This is a genomic window from Pusillimonas caeni, assembly GCF_003545815.1.
GTDB classification, from domain to species: domain Bacteria; phylum Pseudomonadota; class Gammaproteobacteria; order Burkholderiales; family Burkholderiaceae_B; genus Pusillimonas; species Pusillimonas caeni.
In genome coordinates this window covers 339339-359197 of record NZ_PDUW01000003.1, presented here as the reverse complement: position 1 = coordinate 359197, position 19859 = coordinate 339339, and the positions used below count along the sequence as shown (strand labels likewise).

Below are 19859 nucleotides of genomic sequence, written 5' to 3'. Positions count from 1 at the left end.
GCCTCATTCCTCCGGAACGAGAATCAGGGCCGCCAGGGGCGGCAGCACCAGGGTCAAGGACTGCGGCTGCCCATGAGCTGGATCGGGCAGCGTGCGGACTTCGCCCGCATTGCCCATATCGCTGCCTCCATAGGCGGCGGCATCCGAATTCAGCACCTCGCGCCAGCGCCCGGCGCGCGAAGCGCCGATGCGATAGCCCCGCCTGGGCACGGGCGTCATATTGCATACCACCAGCACGACCTGGCCGCTGCAACGCCGCTCGAATGCAAACACGCTGTTGTCGCGATCGTCGCCTATCACCCAGCCGAAGCCCTCGGGGTCGCCGTCGGACTCATGCAGCGCCGGCAGCCGGCCGTACAGCGCGTTCAGGTCCTTCACCAGCAACTGGACTCCGGCATGCAAGGGATCTGCGGCGGCGCCCCAATCCAGGAAGGCGTCATGGTTCCACTCGGTCTCCTGACCCAGCTCGCCGCCCATGAACAAGAGCTTGCGCCCGGGATGTGTCCACATGAAGGCAAAGTAGGCGCGCAGATTGGCGAAACGCTGCCATCGATCGCCGGGCATCTTGCCCAGCAGCGATGCCTTGCCGTGCACCACCTCGTCGTGCGAAAGAGGAAGAATGAAATGTTCCGTCCAGGCATACACCGTTCCGAACGTCATGTCGTCGTGATGGTATTTGCGATGGACGGACTCGTGGCTCATGTAGCGCAGGCTGTCGTGCATCCATCCCATATTCCATTTGTAGTCGAAGCCCAGGCCTCCGTCTCGCGTCGCGGCGGTCACGCCCGGCCACGCCGTGGATTCCTCGGCCACCATGATGGCGCCGGGACACAGGCGTCTGACGGTGTCGTTCAGCTCGCGCAGAAAGTCCACCGCCTCCAGGTTCTCGCGCCCGCCATGGCGATTGGGCGTCCACTGTCCCGGCTCGCGGCTGTAGTCGAGATACAGCATGGATGCCACGGCATCGACGCGCAGGCCGTCGACATGATAGCGGCGCACCCATTCGAGCGCGCTGGCGACCAGGAAATTGCGCACCTCAGTGCGGCCGAAGTTGTAGATCAGCGTGTCCCAGTCGGGATGGCGGCCTTGCCGCGGATCGGCGTGTTCGTACAGGGCGGTCCCATCGAACCATGCCAGCCCGTGCGGATCGGAGGGAAAATGCGCCGGCACCCAATCGAGGATCACGCCCAGGCCGGCGCGATGGCAGGCATTCACGAACCAGGCGAAGTCTTCGGGTTCGCCCCAGCGCGCCGAGGGTGCGAACAGACCCAGCGGCTGATAGCCCCACGATCCGCCAAAGGGATGCTCCATGACCGGCAGCAGTTCGATATGGGTGAATCCCATGGAGCGCGCATAGTCGATGAGAGACGAGCCGCATTCGCGCCATACCGGCTCATCGCCCGTTGCGGGCCTCCATGATCCCATATGAACCTCGTAGATGGACATGGGCGCGTCCGGCGCTTGAAGCCGGCCGCGCCGCGCCAGCCATTCCTCGTCGCTCCATTCGAATGCGGCGGTCGAGGCCACGACCGAGGCCGTGGCCGGAGGAAGTTCCGTCCTGCGCGCCACCGGATCGGCCTTCTGGGGCAGCATCTGGCCGTCACGTCCGATGATTTCGAACTTATAGAGCGCCCCCTCCCCCACGTCCGGCACGAACGTTTCCCATACGCCGCATTCGGGCCGAAGGCGCATGCGGTGAAGCTGACCATTCCAGGCGTTGAAATCGCCCACCACGGATACACTGCGGGCATTGGGCGCCCAGACCGCGAAGCGGGTCCCGGCCACCCCCTTGATCGAGCATGGATGGGCTCCCAGGCAGTCGGCCAGATGCTCGTGACGGCCCTCGGCCAGTAAATGAATGTCCAGTTCGCCCAGCAGGGGGCCGAAATCCTCGGCGATTCGCTCGTCAGCCATGTGCCTCTCCCGAGTCGGCGGCGCCGGGATCCGGCAGGCGGTCCGCGATTCGCGCCAGGCCGTCCAGCGGAACAGGCAGCCAGTCGGGCCGATGCGCCGCCTCGTAGCACACCTCGTAGGCCGCTTTCTCGAGCAGGGCGAGATCGAGCAATACCTCGTCCATGGCCTCGTCCAGCAACTCGGGGCGCGCATCGAGCGCAGCCTTCCGGTATCCCGTCAGAAATGCCTGGCGGGCGCTTTCGCGGAATTGCTCGAGCAGCCGTGCATGCCGCTCGCGTGTGGTCTGCGCGGCGGGCAGGGCCAGAGAACTGGCGTCCACGCTGTCGACGCTTTTCTCGGCGGCAGCCGCGGCGGCCGAGCCCGGATCCGCGCCGGGCTCGGATTCCGTGAATCCGTGCGTGGCATAGTCGATGGAACGAAGCAGGCCCGCCACATCGCGCCACGGGCTGGCCTTGCTGCGCCTGGTCTCCAGCGGCCGGTCGGGCTCGCCCTCGAAATCGATGAAATACACATCGTTCTGAGCGATCAGCACCTGGCCCAGATGCAGGTCGCCGTGTATGCGCAGGCGCCAGTGTCCGGCCATCCTGGCGGCCGCGTCATCGATCCACTTCAACAGTTTCGCTCGCTGGTTGCGCAAAGCCTCGGCTTGAGCCATGCCGGCGGCCGAAAGCCGGTCGCGGTTGCGCCATGCGGCCGAGAGCGCAGCCTGTACCATGGCGCGGACGTCCTTGGCCCAGCGGCGCGCGTCGGCCGCAGTAGCGCGCTCGGGCGCGAACGCCGCGTCATCGGTTTCGCCCGACAGGACGCCGTGCAGTTGGGCCAGCCTCGTGCCGATGATTTCGGCCACAGCGGTATAGCCGGCGAGGTCTTCCTGGTAATCGCTATGGCTTTCTGCGGTAAGCGCCGCGCTTTCCAGAGAGCGGCGCAGATAATCGTTGGTCCAGCTCCAGGCGTCGCCCTGATTGGGAATCCGCGCATGCAAAAGCGCCAGCGTGCACGGCCTGCCGTCGGCATCGACGCGCGCGAGTTCGCCCAGCAGGTCGGCGCTGTTGGCATAGCCCGCGCGGGTGAGGTAACGCGTCATTTCGGCTTCGGGATGCTCGCCCGGCACGACGTGCCGCACCAGTTTCAGCACCGCCGCATCGCCCAGCAGCAGCGAACTGTTGGACTGTTCGCCGCGGAACCAGTCGATGTCGTCCGGCTCGATGTCGGAAAGGCCGGCCAGCCCCGCCTCGCCGCGGAATTCGAGCGTGTCCGCCCGATCGCCCGGCAGCGGCAGCCGTGCGCCCGCCCTGAAGCAGTCGAGCACCGCGAGGGCGAAACGCGGCAGGCTCACGGCATCCACCAGCAGCCCCGTCTCGGCGGTGCGGCGCACGCGCGCCAGGCCATGCTGCTGCTGCAACGGTGAAACCGCCTCGTCCCACAGCATGGCCATGGGCAGGAAGTAGGCTTGGCCGCCGCCTTCTTCATCGACGGTCACCTCGCACAGGACCAGGTCGGCATCGCCCGCCAGCGGCACGGCGTAATCCAGCGCCACCCGGCCGACCGGCTTGTCCTGCGGGAACCAGCGCTGCCTGGCCAGATAAGGAGGCAGAACTTCTTGGCACAAGGCCTTGCGCGACTCCTCCAGCAAGCGCGGTCCCGAGGCCATGCGGCGCAGGACCAGGGTGATGTAGTCGGGCGACTGGTCGGGCAAAGCCGTATGCCATGACGGCGACGACGCGGAGGTGCTCAGTTCGAACCAGTAAAAGCCGTAAGGCGGCAAGGTCAGCATGTAGGGCGCGTCTGTAATGGCCGGGAACGGGGTCCCGCCCAGGAGCTCCACCGGCACCCTGCCCGCCAGCTGCGCCAGCTCCAGCTCGACCGGCTGCGAGGCGTCGGACAGATTGGCGACGCACAGCAGGGCTTCGTCTTCGTATTCGCGCAGATAGGCGAGGACCTTGCGATTGCCCGGAAAGATGAAGCGCAGGCTGCCGCGTCCGAAGGCCCGGGTCTGCTGGCGCTTGGCCAGCATGCGGCGCGTCCAGTTCAACAGCGAATGGGCGTCGCGCTGCTGCGCCTCGACATTGACGGCTTCATAGCCGTACAGCGGTCCCATCAGCATGGGCAGGATGAGGCGCTCGGGGTCCGTGCGGGAAAAGCCGCCGTTGCGGTCGGGCGTCCACTGCATGGGCGTGCGCACGCCATCCCGGTCGCCCAGATGGATGTTGTCGCCCATGCCCAGCTCGTCGCCGTAATAGAGCACCGGCGTGCCCGGCATCGACAGCAGCAGACTGTTCATCAGTTCGATGCGGCGCCTGTCCCGCTGTAGCAGCGGCGCGAGGCGGCGCCGTATGCCGAGGTTGATGCGTGCGCGCCGGTCGGCGGCATAGAAATCCCAAAGATAGTCGCGCTCGCTGCTGGTCACCATCTCCAGGGTGAGCTCGTCGTGATTGCGCAGAAAGATCGCCCATTGGCAGCTCTCCGGAATGGGAGGCGTCTGGCGCATGATGTCGGTGATGGGAAACCGGTCGGCCCGCGCAATGGCCATGTACATGCGCGGCATGAGGGGAAAATGGAAGGACATATGGCATTCGTCCCCCTTGCCGAAGTACTCTTGCGCGTCCTCGGGCCATTGATTGGCTTCGGCCAGCAGCAGCCGGTCGGGATAGTGCTCGTCCATCACCGCCCGGATGCGCCGCAACACCGCATGGGTTTCGGGAAGGTTCTCGTTATTGGTGCCCTCGCGCTCGACGAGATAAGGCACGGCATCCAGCCGCAGGCCGTCCACACCCATGTCCAGCCAGAAGCGCATGACCGCGATGATCTCCTTCAGGACGCGGGGATTGTCATAGTTCAGGTCGGGCTGGTGCGAATAGAACCGATGCCAGAAATAAGCGCCCGCCACGGGGTCCCAGGTCCAGTTCGATTTCTCGGTGTCGCAGAAGATGATGCGCGTTCCGGCGTAGGCCTGGTCGTTGTCCGACCACACGTAATAGTCGCGCGCCGCCGAGCCGGGCCGCGCTCTCCGGGCCCGCTGGAACCAGGGATGCTGGTCCGAAGTGTGGTTCACCACCAGCTCGGTGATGACGTGCAGCCCCCTTGCGTGGGCCGCCTTGATGAAGCGCTTGGCGTCGGCCAGGCTACCGTAATCGGGATGAACGTCGCGGTAGTCGGCAATGTCGTAGCCGTCGTCGAGCCGGGGCGAAGGATAGAACGGCAGCAGCCAGATGGTGTCCACGCCCAGTTCGGCGATGTAGTCCAGCTTGGCGATCAGGCCCTGGAAGTCGCCCACCCCGTCGCCATCGGCGTCGTAGAAGGACTTCACGTGCAGTTGGTAGATGACGGCGTCCTTGTACCAGCCCGGCTCGTTGCGCGATATGAGGGCGGAACCGCGCTTTGCGGATTGGGTCACGGAATCGCTTCGCTTCGTCATCCCAGCCTCCTTATCCGCCAGATGAGATACGGCCGCTCCGGCGTCAGCTCGATCTCGTGGTGCTTGCCGCGCAATTCGAATTGGCTCTCCGCGCATACATCCTCGAGCAGCACTCCTGCATCGTCGTCCAGGCCCCAGGACCACAGCGGCAACTCCACCCCGGCCCGGTGCACCTCATGGGGGTCCAGGCTGATCGCCACCAGAACGATGTTGTCGCCCTCCCGCGTCGATTTCGAAAAGAACAGCACCTGATCGTCATGAACGGTATGAAAGCGCACGCCCAGGTGCGACCACAAGGCGGGGTTGCCCTTGCGGATGCGGTTCAACTGGGCGATTTCGGCGATGATGTGGCCGGGACGGTCCCAGTCCCAGGAGCGCAATTCGTACTTCTCGGAATCCATGTACTCTTCGCGCCCAGGCAGGGCGCGCGCCTCGCACAGTTCGAAGCCGCTGTACACGCCCCAGGAGCCCGACAATGTCGCCGCCAGCGCCGCACGGATCAGGAAGCCCGCCCGCCCCGAGGTTTGAAGGAAGTAGGGATTGATGTCGGGCGTGTTGACGAAGAAGTTCGGCCTGAAGGACTCCGCCGCCGGAGGCGAGGCGAGCTCTTCGATATAGGCGGTGAGTTCGCGCTTGTCGTTGCGCCAGGTGAAGTAGGTGTACGACTGCGAAAAGCCCAGCTTGGCCAGGCGGTACATCATGCGCGGGCGCGTAAAGGCTTCGGAAAGAAAGATCACGTCCGGATGGCGCGCATGGACTTCGCCCAGCATCCACTCCCAGAACGGCAGGGGTTTGGTATGCGGATTGTCGACCCGGAAGATGCGCACGCCCTGCTCTATCCAATACAGCACGATGTCGCGCAAAGCGCGCCAAAGCGATGCCCGCGCCTTGGGCTGCGAGCCTTGATAGAAGTCCGGATTGACGATGTCTTCGTAGCGTTTGGGCGGGTTCTCGGCGTAGCGCAGCGAGCCGTCCGGACGCCAATTGAACCAATTTCGGTGTTCGCCCAGCCAGGGATGGTCGGGCGAGCACTGTATGGCGAAGTCCAGGGCTATTTCGAGGCCATGCGCGCGCGCATCGCGCATCAATTCCTTGAAATCGCTCAAGGTACCCAGTTGCGGATGGATGGCGTCGTGCCCGCCTTCTTCGGAACCAATGGCGTACGGGCTTCCCGGATCTTCCGGCGAGGCCACGAGAGCGTTGTTGCGTCCCTTGCGGTTGGTCCGGCCTATGGGATGGATGGGCGGAAAATACAGCACATCGAAGCCCATGTCGCGTATTGCCCCGAGCCGTCGCCGCACGTCCGCGAATGTGCCGTGTTGGCCGGGCACTTGGGCTTGGGAACGCGGAAACAGCTCGTACCAGCTTGAAAAGCTTGCTTCGCGCCGCTCGACCATCAAGGAATAGACGTCGTCGGAAAGCGTCTCGAACGGCCTGGCGTCCATGCGCGCCATGGCCTGCGCCGTCGAATCGGACAGCAGGACGTCGGCGTCCGCCTGTTCCGACTCGTCAAGCAGTTTTTGCACCAACGCCGCGGCTTCCGGCATTTCGCGGCGGGCGCGGTGCGCCGCCTCGCCCAGCAAGGCCCTTCCTTCCTGCAGGTCGAGCCCGATATCGGCCTTGGCCTCCCGCTTCTTGCGCACACCGACGCGATAGGACTCCCACACATCGAGCCAGGCCTTGACGACGAACACGTGCCTGCCCAGACGCACGGGCGTAATGGCGGCCCGCCATCGGTCGTTGCCGAGATGCTCCATGGGAGCCTCCTGCCAATGCGTGTCGTCGGCGGGCCGCCAGGCCACGCTCGCCCTCAGGCTGTCGTGGCCGTCCATGAAGATGTCGGCTTCCACGTCCAGCGTCCGGCCCAATGTCGCCTTGATTGCGAACCGGCCGGAATCGACGGACGGCCGAACATGCTCGATGGCGATGCGCGGCCCGCTCATCAGTCCGAGGCCCAGCTTGCGCTTTTCGGCCATGCTCGACGAGGGCGGCCGCACGGGCGACGCGCGGCGCGCCGAGAAGCGAAGGCAATCCGCCGGCCCCAGGCTCGATTCAGCGGCATCGGAAGGGAACTGGATGTCGGAATAGCTGTCCGGCAGCCGCGCCCGCAGCATCGGCCAGTCCACGGGGGCGTCCTCATCCGAAGACGGATTCAGCACTACACCGGCCCCGCTTCGAAACAGCGAAGTGCACGGGCTCAAAGGCCCGGTCAGGATGGACAGTGGTTCGCCCTCGTCGCGCCTTGCCGCCAGCCATTCATTCATGATGCGCAGCTCGGCCTCTTCGCCCGCGCGCAACACCTCGTGCGACACCAGGACGCCGCTGCCGCAGACCGCCGCGGTCCAGACGCAGCGGCGCCACGCCGCGGCGGGTTCGCCGGCGTCGGCCTGCACGCAAGCGGGACCGTCTCGAGTGATGGGCGCAATGACCGGCGCCACCGTGCTCAGGCGCGCGTGTTCCTCCGCCAGCCAGCCCGAACGGTAGTCCCACCACGGCAGGGACAGGAATGTGGCGTCGAATCCGGCTTCGCGCAGCATCCGTACATCCTCGGCGCTCATGCCCGGCGTCCAGGCCATGAAACCGCCGCAGCCCGCCCGGTCGCGTACGTGGTTGACGAGGCGGCGCCAATCGGCGCTCGCCTCGCCCGTCACTCCCAGGCAGCGAAAACCGCGCACTCCCGCTTGCACCCATTGCGTCAAGCGCGCCGCCCAGCCGCCGGGCAAAGGCGTTTCGCCGAGCGCCACATCCATGTAGAAGTTCAGGCCTTCTGCGGCGCTTATCGCCGCCAGCCTGGCCAGCGCGTGCTCCACGGTCTCGGGGCCCGCGTCGCCGAACAGGCCGGCATCTTCCTGTATGCCTTCCGGCTGGCCGGTCTTCCCTATGCGCGGCACAAGCACGCCGTTGAAGCCCAGCGTCCGGGCATGCCGGCACAGCCTGTTCCAGGCCAAGTCGTCCCAAACCTGCTCCGGCGCATCCGCCATGAGAATGCGAGGGGGGCCGCCTTTGGTGATAGGAGAGTCGTTCATCGGCATCCGTCCTGCGCCGCGTTACGCGGCGCGCCCGTCCAGTAAGCGGGTCAAGCGGCCGACGCGCCGGTCACGCAAGGCGCCAAGTCGGCCCGCGCCGACTTGCCGGCAAGAGCCAGGCCCTGCATGCGCGAACCCGCCGCAATGCCCATATGCCGCGCCGTCGCGAGGGCCGGCGCCGCATGGACGGGAGCCCGGGCAGGGACCTGACGCCGTTCCACCCGCTCGACCTCTTGGCATAGCGCCTGATAGCATTGCACGTAGGCGGGAGCCGCGCGTTCCCAACTGAAATCCCTTTGCATGGCGTTGCGCTGCATGCGGCGCCAGACCGGCTCGTTGGCCCGCAGCCGCAGCGCGCGATCGATTGCCGCGCACATATCGTGTTCCTGGTCACCCTGGAACAACAAGCCGGTGGCCGTGGTCATCGCCTCATCGCCCGCCAGCCAGCCGGGATCGTGGATGGTGTCGACCATGCCTCCGACGCGGGACCCGATCGGGATCGTTCCATAACGCATCGCGTACAGCGGCGTCAGTCCGAAGGGCTCGAAGCGGCTGCCATGCAGCAATATGTCCGCTCCGGCGTGCAAGAGGTGGGCGACGTCTTCGGAATAGCCTATATGCACGGCGCAACGTCCGGGATGGCGTTCGCCCAGCTCGCGCAGCTGCGCCTCGATGTGTTTCTCGCCGCAGCCGATAATGCATACCTGCAAGTCGGGATGGGCTTCCAGCACCCTGGGCAAGGCGCGCGCCGCCACGTCGGCCATCTTCTGCCCCGTCAGACGGCTGCCCATGGCCAGCAAGGTGGCGCCCGGCGAATCCTGCAGGCCGAACTTGGCCTGCAGCCGGCGCTTGCATCGCGCCTTGTTGCGCATGTCGTCCCTATCGAAGTGGCATCCGCGCAGGTGCACGTCGGTTGCCGGATTCCATAGCGACGCGTCGATGCCGTTCGGTATGGCGAGCAAGTCGGTCCGTCTGGACCGAAGCAAGCCCTCCAGCCCGCAGCCGAATTCGGGCGTCAATATTTCGCGCGCGTAGTTGCTGCTGACGACGGTGATCTTGTCGGCGCATGCAATGCCCGCATGCAGGAAGTTGATGCGGTCGCCGCGCAGCAATCCGCCCGGCGCGCGCAGCGACGGCTCGATGCCCGTCTGATCGGCCATGCCGGCATCGTATGAGCCCTGGAACGCGATATTGTGCAGGGTCAGAACACTGCGGACATGCGTGGCGCCAAGTTGGCGCAGCGCCAGGGGAGCCAGGGCGGCATGCCAATCGTGCGCGTGCAGGACGTCGATGTCGGCAAGCCCCGGGATGCCCGCCGCCACACGCGCGGCGGCGTGCGACAAGGCGGCAAATCGCAGGGCGCTGTCCGGATACTCGACGCCGGCGGCATCGACATAGATGCCGTCGCGATCATACAGCGCATCGTTTTCCAGCAGCAGTACGCCGAGCCCCGATTCAGGGCAGTAGCCCTTGACCAGCCGCGCATCGCCACCGGGCAGGCCGCCCATGCGGCCTACGAACCGCGTGTGGACCAGACGTTTGCGGACCCCGCGATAGGCGGGCAGCATAAGGGTGACATCCGCTCCCATGGCATGGACGGCGCCGGCCATGCCGCTTACGGCATCGCCGAGTCCGCCCGTCTTGGCCAGAGGAAATGCTTCGGAAGTTACTGCCAGTATTTTTAGCGCCACAGTGTTCTCCAGTATCAGGCGATCGATGCCAATACCTTTAGAGCAAACTGCGTGCCCGCTTCGACAGCCTTCCTCAGCCTCCGTTGCGCTCCGGGTCGGGAGGCGTGCGCGCAAGCCCCGCCTCGTCCTCCGGCACCACCTTGTCCGGCTCCACGTCGTCGCCGGCCGGGTCGCGGCGGTTCTCGACCGAAGCCCGTTCACCCGTATTGCGGCGATCGCTGTCGGTGTCAGGAAAATTTTCAGGCAGTTCGCTGGCGGTATCCGACGAATCGCTGGGCCCTATTCTGGGGCTGGTCCTCGGATCCTCCTGCAGGCGCTGCAGCTCGGCGGCGCTTTTGTCCTGGTTGTTCATGGCCATGATCGACACTCCTTCTAGCGATGGATTGAAAATGCTCGATGAACACCATGCACTGCAAATTCCGGACCTGTGAGGCAGCCTTTACCTGAACCGTGAACGCAAGGGCGGCCACGGGTACAAGGCTTGCTCAGACCGATGCGCCCGTCAGCCACGAAAAGGAGAAATCAACTCATGAACGATGTGGAACCGCCCGTCAACGACCTGGCATCGACCGTTCCGTTGATGACGCTGTCCTTGCTGGATTGGATCGCCCTGATCATCTTGATCGTGGGCGGACTGAACTGGGGGCTGGTGGGCCTGCTGAACCTCGATCTGATCGGCGCCGCGTTGGGCGAAGGGTCCGCCGCTTTACGCCTGGTGCACATGCTGATCGGCCTGGCCGCCCTGTACGGCATCGCATTCGCCTGGCGCCTGGGGGGCCGCCGCCGCTGAGCGGCGCCCCGCTGATTATGATTATTGATCGACCGTTTCGGAAAGCTCGCCGTATTCCTCGAGTCGGTTGTAAAGCGTCTTGATGCTGATGCCCAGGGTTTCGGCGGCAAGCTTCTTGACGCCGCCGCACTGCTTCAGGGTGGCGAGAATCAACTGCCTGTTGGCATCCGCAAGTGGGACCCCCACCGGCACGAGGATCTCGGCGCCCTGGGCGGGCGCCTGTTCGTCGAGGTCGAAGGCGTTGAAATCGCCCTTGATGAGATCGTCGGCGAGAATGTAGCTGCGATACACGAAATTGCGCAGTTCGCGCACATTTCCCGGCCATGAATAGCTTCGCATGGCCGCGAGGGCTTCGGGCGCGAATCGCTTGGCGGTCTTGCCTTCGTGATTCAGTTCGTCGAGAAAGTGCTGTGCAAGCGCTATCACGTCCTCGCCGCGCTCGCGCAAGGGCGGCAGCTGCAGCGGGAATACGCTGAGGCGGTGGTACAGGTCTTCGCGCAGGATGCCTTCCTGGACCGCTTGCTCGGGGTTGCGGTTGGTGGCCGCCACCACACGCACATTGGCCTCGATTTCTTCGTGGGTTCCCACGCGCATGAAGCGTCCAGTCTCGAGCACCCGAAGCAGCCTGACCTGTAGCTCCATGGACATCTCGGTAATTTCGTCCAGGAACAGGGTTCCGCCGGAAGCCCGCTCGAAATAACCCTTGTGCTGGCGGTCGGCGCCCGTAAAGCTGCCTTTTTCGTGGCCGAAGAGCTCGCTTTCGATGAGGTTGGGCGATATGGCGCCGCAATTGACCGGCATGAAGGGTTTGGCGTGGCGAGGGCTGGCCAGATGGATGGCTTCGGCCGCAAGCTCTTTACCCGTTCCGCTTTCGCCCACCAGAAGCACAGTGGCCTGGGTGGGCGCCACCTTTTCGATGTGGGCGCATAACAATTCGATGGCCGGCGAGCTGCCTATGATTTTTGCAAAGCAGTCGCCCGAACCCGGTTCGGGCGCCGAATGCAGCATCGTTTTGGCTTCGCTCAGCACGCCCTTCAATCGGCGCAGGCTGATGGGCTTTTGCAGGTAATCGATGGCGCCGCAGCGCAAGGCCTCGATGGCGCTGTCGACGGTGGAATGGCCGGTAATGAACACCACTTTGGTGTCCGGAAGCTGGAGATCTAGCCAGAGCTCCATGCCGTTGCCATCGGGGAGGTGCATGTCGAGCAGGATGATATCGGGCCGCCGGCGCTCGACAAGGATGCGCGTCTGCCGGATGTCCGGTGCCTGTTCGACGTCATACCCTTCTTCCGCGGCTATCTCTGCGATAAGTTGCCGGGTTTCAGATTCGTCTTCGACAACAAGTAGGTAAGGCATAGTCGTGCTGAAAATAATCGGCGCTGCGCGCGCCGTTAATAACCGCGACACCGAAAGGTGAGCCGGGATTTTTTCTATTTGGAAGCTATGTTACGCGTTCTAAAATAATACAGGAGTAATTCCGTATGACAATTGAAACTTAATGATAAACAGCTTTTCCTGCTTTTGCGTATCAATATCGCAATGTTCTGATTTCAAAAGAAATATTCGTCCACAAACCCGCTTCGTCCAGGTTGAGGATGAAGCTCATGGAGTATAGACCATCGCGCAGGCGATAAACGTCGCCACCGAATGGCGGTTTGCGGACAAAGGCGGGAATATGGGCGCGTCAGGCGCGCGCGGAGCCTGCTGAAATACCGGACACGGTTCCAGCGGAGGTCTGGCCGAGCACCCCGGAGAAATACTCCACGGTCTTGCGCAGGCCCTCTTCCATGCCGGTGCGTGGCGTCCAGCCCAGGTGGCGGCGGGCCAGCAGGATGTCGGGACAGCGCTGTTCGGGGTCGTCCGCCGGGCGCGGCTCGAACACGAAGGACACGCGGGCGCCGGCCAGGCGCCGGACCTGCATCGCGATGTCCAGCACCGTGGTTTCGGTGGGGTTGCCCAGGTTCACCGGGCCTTGAAAGGTATCGACGCTGTTCATCAGGCTCACCAGCCCCTCGATCAGGTCGTCGACATAGCAAAGCGAACGCGTCTGAGTGCCGTCGCCATAGATGGTCAGGTCCTGGCCCTTCAGGGCCTGGGTGACGAAGTTGGACACGACCCGTCCGTCGTCCTGCGCCATGCCCGGACCGTAAGTATTGAATATGCGGGCGATCTTCACGACGACCCGCTTGCGGCGGCCGTAGTCGGAAAAAAGGGTTTCCGCGCAGCGCTTGCCCTCGTCATAGCAGGAGCGCACCCCCACCATATTGACATTGCCGCGATAGGATTCGGACTGGGGATGCACGTGGGGGTCGCCGTACACCTCGCTGGTCGACGCCTGCAGCACGCGCGCACCCGTACGGCGGCCCAGCTCCAGCAGATTGAAGGCGCCGTATACGCAGGTCCTGAGGGTATGGACCGGGTCGGCCTGGTACAGGCGCGGCGACGCCGCGCAAGCCAGGTTGTAGATCTGGGTCGGCCTGAGATCGTAGTGCAAGGGATTGACCACATCGTGGCGCAGCAGAGAAAAAAGCGGATTGCCCAGCAGGGACTCGATGTTCGCCCGCCGGCCGGTCTGGAAGTTGTCGACGCACACCACCTGGTGTCCTTCGCCGACCAGCCTGCGGCACAGATGCGAGCCCAGGAATCCCGCCCCGCCCGTTACCACTACGCATTCCTTCATCGCCTTATCGTCCATGTCAATTCCGTAAAACCCGCAAGAAGTCCGGTTTGCGACGCGCGCCGATTAATAAATTTCGTTACGTAAAAGAAGCGAGCCCCGTGCGTTCCAGCTGCCGCCTGGCCTGCTCCAGCACCTGATCCGGCTCCACTCCCAGGGCGCAGACGTGCCCCACGGGACATTGATCGAAGGCGCAGGGCCGGCACTCCGCCGGCGCATGCAGCACCGGGTGAAGGTGCTTGTTCAGCGGCGCCCAGCGTCCGACGTCGCTGCCGGAGGCTATGACCACGCTGGGCGCCTCCACCGCCGTCGCCACGTGCGAAATGCCGGTGTCGTTGCAGACCAGCAAGCGGCATTGGCTCAGGACGGCAGCCAATTCCCCAAGGCTCGTCGCGCCGCACAGGTCGACCGCCTCGGCGCCGATGCTTGCGGCCAGGGCCTGGACGAGCGCTGCTTCTCCGGGGCTGCCGGTGACCGCTATCTGCCAACCTTCGGCGGCCAGCTCCCTGCCCACCTGTGCAAAACGCTCGATCGGCCAACGCCGGGAAGCCAGCCGCGCGCCGGGATGCAAGATGACCGTGCGCGCACCCTCCAGGCCCTTCTGCGCCAGCAGCAGGCCGGCTGCGCGCTGGTCTTCGGCAGTCAATGGAAGTTCCAGCCTGTCGTCTTCAGCAGGAAGACCGAGATGTTCGAGCAAGGCGAGGTAGCGGTGGATTTCGTGCCGCTCATCCGGCCAAAGGAGCCAGCGGCCGGGCTGCTCGCCTTGGCTTGGGGGGACGAAGCCCGCTTCGTAACGGGCTCCCAGCTGTTTCACCACATCGTTCGAATGCGTTCCGTCGCCGTGCATCTGCAAGGCCAGATTGAAACGGCGCGCCCGCATGCGGCGATAAAAGTCGGGCAGTTTCTCTTCGTCCGCCTGCTGTTCGGGAAAGAAGTCCAAGCCCGGAAAAACGATCAATTCATCGATGTAATGCTTGAAGCGTTCAACCAGCGGACGAGCATTCTCCAGACCGATCAGGCAAATATGCGCGTGCGGAGCCGCCTTGCGCAAGCCGCGCAGGGCCGGCATGGAGCACAGCAGATCGCCCAGATTCAGCGCCCTGAATACAGCGATGTGCTCTATGTCTTTCCAGGCCCAGGCCGTGTCGTGCATGAAATCCTCTCCACTATGCAGCTGCTCAAGGAAGCGCCGGTCCAAAACGGCTCGCGCCCCGCAGGCGCCAGTAAATGGACAAGGGCGGAATGACCGCCGTGGTCAGCAGCAGTTCGCCCAGGTTGCGAAGCGTCGGCGCCGAGCCGCTGAGGCGCCGGAAGAAAAGAAAGGTGCTCAGCAGCAGCCACGCCAGCGCAGCCGCCAGCGCCAGCCCATGCCGGCCCGCCAGGAACGAGACCGCCGCCACGATGAGGCAGGCAGATATCGCAAGATACAGCCATGGCCAATGGGCGCGGATGCGCTGCCGATACAGCTTGGGATATTTTCTATACAGCAGCACGTCGAACATGATCTTGCGTTGCGAACCTATTCCCGCCGCAAAAGGCGCGTCCCGCAAGGGGTGCAGGACCACCGCCGCATCGGCGCGGATCACCTCGAATCCGCGTTCGAGCAGGGCGAAATGCAGATCCGAATCCTCCCGCCAGGCGATGGTATAGCGCTCGTCGAACCCGCCCACCGCACGCAGGGCCTCGACACGCACAAAGCAATTGGCGGTGACGAATTCGGCCTGCTGCAGCCTGGCCGCGTCGCGCTGGCTGTCGGTGGCCCGCTCGGGCAGCGGCATCACGATGCGCCCGGCCGCGGCGCCCGCGCCGTCCTTCATGGCCTCCAGCCCGTTGACCAGCCAGTCCCGGGTCGGCACCGTGTCGTCGTCGGTAAAGGCGATGAGCGGCGCCAAGGCCATCTGCCAGCCCGCGTTGCGGGCCCCCGCAGGCCCCTGGGTGGCGCGGACGGCACAATAACGCAAGGCCGGGCCCGCGGGCATCCCGGCGCTCTTGCGCCTGACGAGGGCATCGACCGCCTCGCTGGGGCCGTCGTCGCACACGATCACCTCGTAGGCCGACGCCGGCAATGACTGCGCCATGACCGCATCGAGACAGCGCTCGAGCAGGTCGGGCCGGCCATAAGTGGGTATCACCACCGATACCAGCGGTCGGGGGAACGTCGTCATGACTGCTTCTCCACCAGGTAGTCGCCGATCACCAGCGCATCCAACGGCGAAGTCCAGAAGCATTCGAGGGCATCGCGCACGCTGCACACCACCGGTTCGCCGCGCGTGTTGAATGAAGTGTTCACCAGCACCGGAACCCCGGTCAGCGCCTCGAACTCGGACAAGAGGCGATGCAGCAAGGGATGCTGGCGCGGCTCGACGGTCTGGACCCGGGCCGTACCGTCGGTATGGCGCACGGCGGGAATCTCGGCGGCCTTGTCGGGCAGCACGTCGTAGACGAAAAGCATGAAGGGCGCGGTGATGCGGTCGCGTCCACGGGAATCGAACCATTCATGGGCTTTTTCCTGCAGCACCACGGGCGCGACAGGACGGAAATCCTCACGGTCCTTGAGTTCATTGAGCCGGCCCTGCATGAGAGGGTCGCGCGGCGACGCCAGTATGGAGCGGGCGCCCAGGGCCCGCGGGCCGAATTCCATGCGCCCCTGGAACCAGCCGAGTATCTTCTCCTGGGCCAGCAGGCTGGCCGCCTCGCCGGCCACATCGTCGAGACGGCGATAGCGGATGCCCGACCTTTGCATGAAAGACTCGATTTCCTCGCTGCCATAACCCGGTCCCAGGTAGGCATGATCCATCACCCATTTGCGCGTGCCCCCTTCGCGCGCATGGAAGTCCACCCACAGCGCCGCGCCCAGCGACGTGCCCGCGTCGCCGGCCGCCGGCTGCACCCAGACATTGCGGAAGGGTCCCTCTGCGGCCAGCTTGGCGTTCATCACGCAGTTCAGCGCCACGCCCCCGGCCATGCACAGATTGTCCGCATGCGTCGCCTCGTGCAGCCAGCGCGCCATGTCGAGCACTGTTTCCTCGAGCACATGCTGCAAGGAATGCGCAATGTCCATATGCCTTTCGTCGAAGCTTTCGCCCCGACGCCGGCCGGGGCCGAAGCGCTGTTCGAGCATGGAGGGCTCCAGGCGATAACCGCCCTGCCCGTCGGTCTGGACGATGCGCCGGAACTCTTCGACGTGCACCGGCCGGCCGTAGGACGCCAGCGCCATGACCTTGTATTCGTCGGACGAATGCAGAAAGCCCAGGTAGCGCGTCACGTCTTCATACAGCAAACCCAGGGAATGCGGCAGATTGATCTGCTTGAGCCTGTCGTAATGGCCCGCGCGGAAATGTCCATAGCTCGTCGACGCCCGCTCGCCGCGCCCGTCCATCGTCAGCACGGCCGCCTCTTCAAAGGGCGAAGCCAGGAAAGCGCTGGCCTCGTGGGCCAAGTGGTGCTCCACGAAGTGCCAACGCTCCATGATGCGCTCGAGCGTCTGGCCCCGGAAGCGGTCCTGCAGATGATGGGGCACGCCGTCCTTCAATTGGCGAGGCGCATTGACGATGTAAGAGAGAAACAGCGGATCCCAGGGAGAACCGCCATCCGGCCGCCGGGCCGAGGGCTCCAGAGGCAGGACGAACTCGCCTTGCGGCGCCAGCTCCGATGTCAGCAAGTGCGGGTCGAAGGCATAGGCGATGTGATCGACGTCGCCCAAGGCGCAGCCCGCCTCCGCCAGGCAGTAATCAATGGCGTGATACGGCAGCTGCCAGGTCGAGAAAGGCACAGGACGCTTGCCGTGTTTTATGCGGGTGAAGCGTTCTTCTTCGGCCGCGGCCAGCACGACCCCGTCACGCACCAGCGCCGCCGAGCAGTCGTGGAACGCCGCGTTGATTCCCAGTGTGTACATAAGCCTCCTTGGCCGCGTCAGACCTTCATGCCGCCCGCCTGTCGGCACGCGTCCGGCGCAGGGCCAGAAGTTCGCGCGCCGCGTCCACCACTTCCTGCGGTGTGACGCCCTCGAGGCAGGCATTGGTGTTTTCAGGACATACGCTGCGATAACAGTATTTGCATGAAACGTCCCGGTGAAGCAGCCGGTGTGCCACTTTCCAGGGCGTATGCTGGGGATTCGTCAATGCATACAGGTCGACGACGGGTGTCTGTACAGCGGCGGCGATATGCACCGGGCCGGTGTTGTTCGAAACCAGCAGGTCGGCCTCTTCGATCAGGCTGCCCAGCGCGCCCAGATCCAGGGCACCGGCCAGGTTGTATACGCCGTCGGTCAGCCCGCTATCGCTCACGATCTGTTGTACGGCGGCATGTTCGTGCGCGCTTCCGGTCAGAATGAGGGAGCGGCCCGCCGCGTGCAGACCATTCAGTACATCCGCGAACTTGCGCGGTCCATACCGCCGCGACGCCGCGGTGGCGCCGGTATGGACCACGATCCAGGGCGCGCCCGCCGGAACCTGCGCGGCCTGCAGTGCCGCCGCCATGCGCGCGCGGTCCCGCGACCGGGTCTTGAAGGCCAGGCGGGTATCGGTGCAGTGTGCGCCGACTGCGGCAACCAGGTCCAGCTGCCTTTGCACCTCGTGCCGTATCCCCTGTTGCGGTTCGGTTTCCTTCACCCAATCACTGACGAGTTCATAAGGGTTCTCGCGCACATGAGCCAGCACGCGCGGAATACCCGCCATGTGGCAGGCCAGCGCGGCAGGCAGGGCGCTCTGGCTGTAGACCGTGAATATCACCGCCGCATCGAAGCCGCCGCGCCGCAAGTCGGCGATGAGGGCCTCGCAACGGTCGTCGGGTGTGTCGGCGTGCTTGACCCACGGCGCCCGGTGCGCCATCACCTCGTCCACGTCTTCCAGATGCGGGGCCAGGACCGCTCCCGAAGGCGATGCGAGCAAGGTCAGCCGCCGGCCGGGGCATTGGCGCTTCAAGGCCCGCAAAGCCGGCGTGGTCATGAGGACATCGCCCATATTGTCCAAGCGTACGCAAAGGATGCGGCGCAAGCCCGCCCAGCTGTCGGTCGTCACGATGCGGCCTCCTGGGCGATGACCCCTCGAGAGTCGGCTAGATGCGATACGAGCCAGCGGCTGGCGCCGTCCAGGTCGCTCTCGACGTGGTCGGGCTCGCGCCACTCGTCGCGCACCCATTCGGTTTCATTGCCATTGTCCAGCAGGAGCGTGTGACAGCCCGCGCGGCGGCCCGCCTCCACATCGTCCAGGATGTCGCCGATGAACCAGGAGGCAGGCAGGTCGATGCCATGGCGCTCTGCGGCAACATGAAGCAGGCCCGGCTCCGGCTTGCGGCAGCCGCAGCGCATGCTGTAGCCGGCGCGTATGCCTTGCGGATGATGCGGGCAATAATAAAAGCCCGTCAGATGCGCGCCCACGCGCTCGAACATGCATTCGAGCTGCTGCTGGACGTCCAGCAGCCTGTGCCGCTCGAATTTGCCCAGCGCCACGCCCGGCTGGTTGCTGATGACGATGAGCGGAAGGCCCAGGCCGGCGAGCCGCGCAAGGCCTGTCGCGGCGCCGGCGGCAAAGCGCATGCGGTTCCTGTCCACGTTGTAGGGCACGTCGGCGAGCAGCGTGCCGTCCTTGTCCAGGAATATCGCCGGCGTCAAGGCCATGAGGTCTCCTTCATCGGCAGCACCATCACCTCGGGAATCACCGTCTGGGGCGGCTGGGTCAGGACGAACTTGATGGCCGCCGCCACATTGCCCGGGTCCTGCAACAACTCGACATCGATGTCGGGAAAGCGGTCGAGCAGGAAAGGAGTGCGCATGCCGCCGGCAATGACCGCCGACACCTTGATGCCCTGCGAACGCAGTTCCGCATGCAGCGAATGGGTCAGCCCCAGGAGTCCCCATTTGCTGGCGTGATAGGCGCTGGCGTTCGGCCAGGCCCGCCGCGCCGCGGTCGATGCGATATTGACGATATGTCCGCCCGGCGCCAGATGCGCCAGGCCGTGCTTGGCCATCAGGAACGGGCCTGTCAAATTGGTGCGCAGCACCCGTTCCCAATCCGAGCTCTTCAGCTCTTCGATGCTGGTGGTGACGTCGACCCCGGCATTGTTGACGATGGCGTCCAGCCGCCCACACTGCTCCACGGCGTCTTCCAGCACTCTCTTTACCGATTCTTCGTCGCCCACGTCCACGCTGAAGGCGCACGCCCGGCCGCCGGCGTCACGCTGCTTCTGCGCCTGGGCTTGCGCCGAGTCGGCATCGATGTCCAGGGCGACCACCTGCGCCTCGTTGGCAGCGAGCATGTCGCAGATGGCGGCGCCCAGGCCTCTTCCGGCGCCGGTGACCAAGACCACACGGTCGCGCAGTGTTTCATGTGCATGAGTATCCATTGTT

General features: G+C 64.9%; 14 protein-coding genes. 1 reads left to right on the top strand and 13 read right to left on the bottom strand.

Going from position 1 to position 19859, the window contains the following annotated elements; translation table 11 throughout:
* Positions 1 to 3 precede the first annotated feature (3 nt).
* The 5 genes from glgB to CSC67_RS08965 all read right to left on the bottom strand — a co-directional run bounded on the left by glgB (position 4) and on the right by CSC67_RS08965 (position 10404).
* The gene (gene glgB, locus CSC67_RS08985) at positions 4 to 2007 is read right to left on the bottom strand and encodes a 1,4-alpha-glucan branching protein GlgB (RefSeq protein ID WP_425337640.1); all 2004 of its coding nucleotides are present in this window, start codon (positions 2005 to 2007) and stop codon (positions 4 to 6) included.
* Positions 1907 to 5329 (bottom strand): maltose alpha-D-glucosyltransferase, encoded by a 3423-nt coding sequence (treS, locus tag CSC67_RS08980; RefSeq protein WP_118994175.1) that lies wholly within the window; start codon positions 5327 to 5329, stop codon positions 1907 to 1909. The genes glgB and treS overlap by 101 nt, the downstream gene beginning before the upstream one ends.
* Entirely contained in the window at positions 5326 to 8355 is a 3030-nt protein-coding gene (locus CSC67_RS08975) for an alpha-1,4-glucan--maltose-1-phosphate maltosyltransferase (RefSeq protein ID WP_245220182.1), read from the bottom strand. The genes treS and CSC67_RS08975 overlap by 4 nt, the downstream gene beginning before the upstream one ends.
* Positions 8356 to 8405: 50 nt before the next feature.
* Positions 8406 to 10046 (bottom strand): glycogen synthase GlgA, encoded by a 1641-nt coding sequence (glgA, locus tag CSC67_RS08970; protein ID WP_118994174.1) that lies wholly within the window; start codon positions 10044 to 10046, stop codon positions 8406 to 8408.
* A 73-nt stretch (positions 10047 to 10119) separates the two neighbouring features.
* The gene (locus CSC67_RS08965) at positions 10120 to 10404 is read right to left on the bottom strand and encodes a MatE family transporter (protein ID WP_118994173.1); all 285 of its coding nucleotides are present in this window, start codon (positions 10402 to 10404) and stop codon (positions 10120 to 10122) included.
* Between the two features lie 171 nt (positions 10405 to 10575).
* Between CSC67_RS08965 and CSC67_RS08960 the strand changes: the two genes are divergently transcribed.
* Positions 10576 to 10836 (top strand): DUF378 domain-containing protein, encoded by a 261-nt coding sequence (locus CSC67_RS08960; protein ID WP_209304299.1) that lies wholly within the window; start codon positions 10576 to 10578, stop codon positions 10834 to 10836.
* Between the two features lie 21 nt (positions 10837 to 10857).
* Here CSC67_RS08960 and CSC67_RS08955 read toward each other — a convergent pair whose 3' ends face one another.
* The 8 genes from CSC67_RS08955 to CSC67_RS08920 form a co-directional block, all read right to left on the bottom strand.
* A complete protein-coding gene (locus CSC67_RS08955) occupies positions 10858 to 12192 on the bottom strand; it encodes a sigma-54-dependent transcriptional regulator (protein ID WP_118994172.1) in 1335 nt (444 codons plus the stop codon).
* Positions 12193 to 12520: 328 nt separating this feature from the next.
* A complete protein-coding gene (locus CSC67_RS08950; RefSeq protein ID WP_118994171.1) occupies positions 12521 to 13531 on the bottom strand; it encodes a UDP-glucuronic acid decarboxylase family protein in 1011 nt (336 codons plus the stop codon).
* Positions 13532 to 13592: 61 nt separating this feature from the next.
* Positions 13593 to 14666 carry a glycosyltransferase family 9 protein gene (locus CSC67_RS08945; RefSeq protein ID WP_118994170.1) on the bottom strand — a complete coding sequence of 358 codons (1074 nt, stop codon included), beginning with the start codon at positions 14664 to 14666 and terminating at the stop codon, positions 13593 to 13595.
* Between the two features lie 25 nt (positions 14667 to 14691).
* The gene (locus tag CSC67_RS08940) at positions 14692 to 15678 is read right to left on the bottom strand and encodes a glycosyltransferase family 2 protein (protein WP_118994169.1); all 987 of its coding nucleotides are present in this window, start codon (positions 15676 to 15678) and stop codon (positions 14692 to 14694) included.
* Positions 15675 to 17408 carry a carbamoyltransferase family protein gene (locus tag CSC67_RS08935; RefSeq protein WP_118994168.1) on the bottom strand — a complete coding sequence of 578 codons (1734 nt, stop codon included), beginning with the start codon at positions 17406 to 17408 and terminating at the stop codon, positions 15675 to 15677. The genes CSC67_RS08940 and CSC67_RS08935 overlap by 4 nt, the downstream gene beginning before the upstream one ends.
* Before the next feature lie 25 nt (positions 17409 to 17433).
* A complete protein-coding gene (locus tag CSC67_RS08930) occupies positions 17434 to 18531 on the bottom strand; it encodes a glycosyltransferase family 9 protein (RefSeq protein ID WP_118994167.1) in 1098 nt (365 codons plus the stop codon).
* Positions 18528 to 19130, bottom strand: a complete 603-nt coding sequence (locus CSC67_RS08925; protein ID WP_118994166.1) for a D-glycero-alpha-D-manno-heptose-1,7-bisphosphate 7-phosphatase — start codon at positions 19128 to 19130, stop codon at positions 18528 to 18530. Before CSC67_RS08925 ends, CSC67_RS08930 begins: the two co-directional genes overlap by 4 nt.
* A complete protein-coding gene (locus CSC67_RS08920; RefSeq protein WP_118994165.1) occupies positions 19121 to 19855 on the bottom strand; it encodes an SDR family oxidoreductase in 735 nt (244 codons plus the stop codon). The genes CSC67_RS08925 and CSC67_RS08920 overlap by 10 nt, the downstream gene beginning before the upstream one ends.
* Positions 19856 to 19859: the final 4 nt, after the last annotated feature.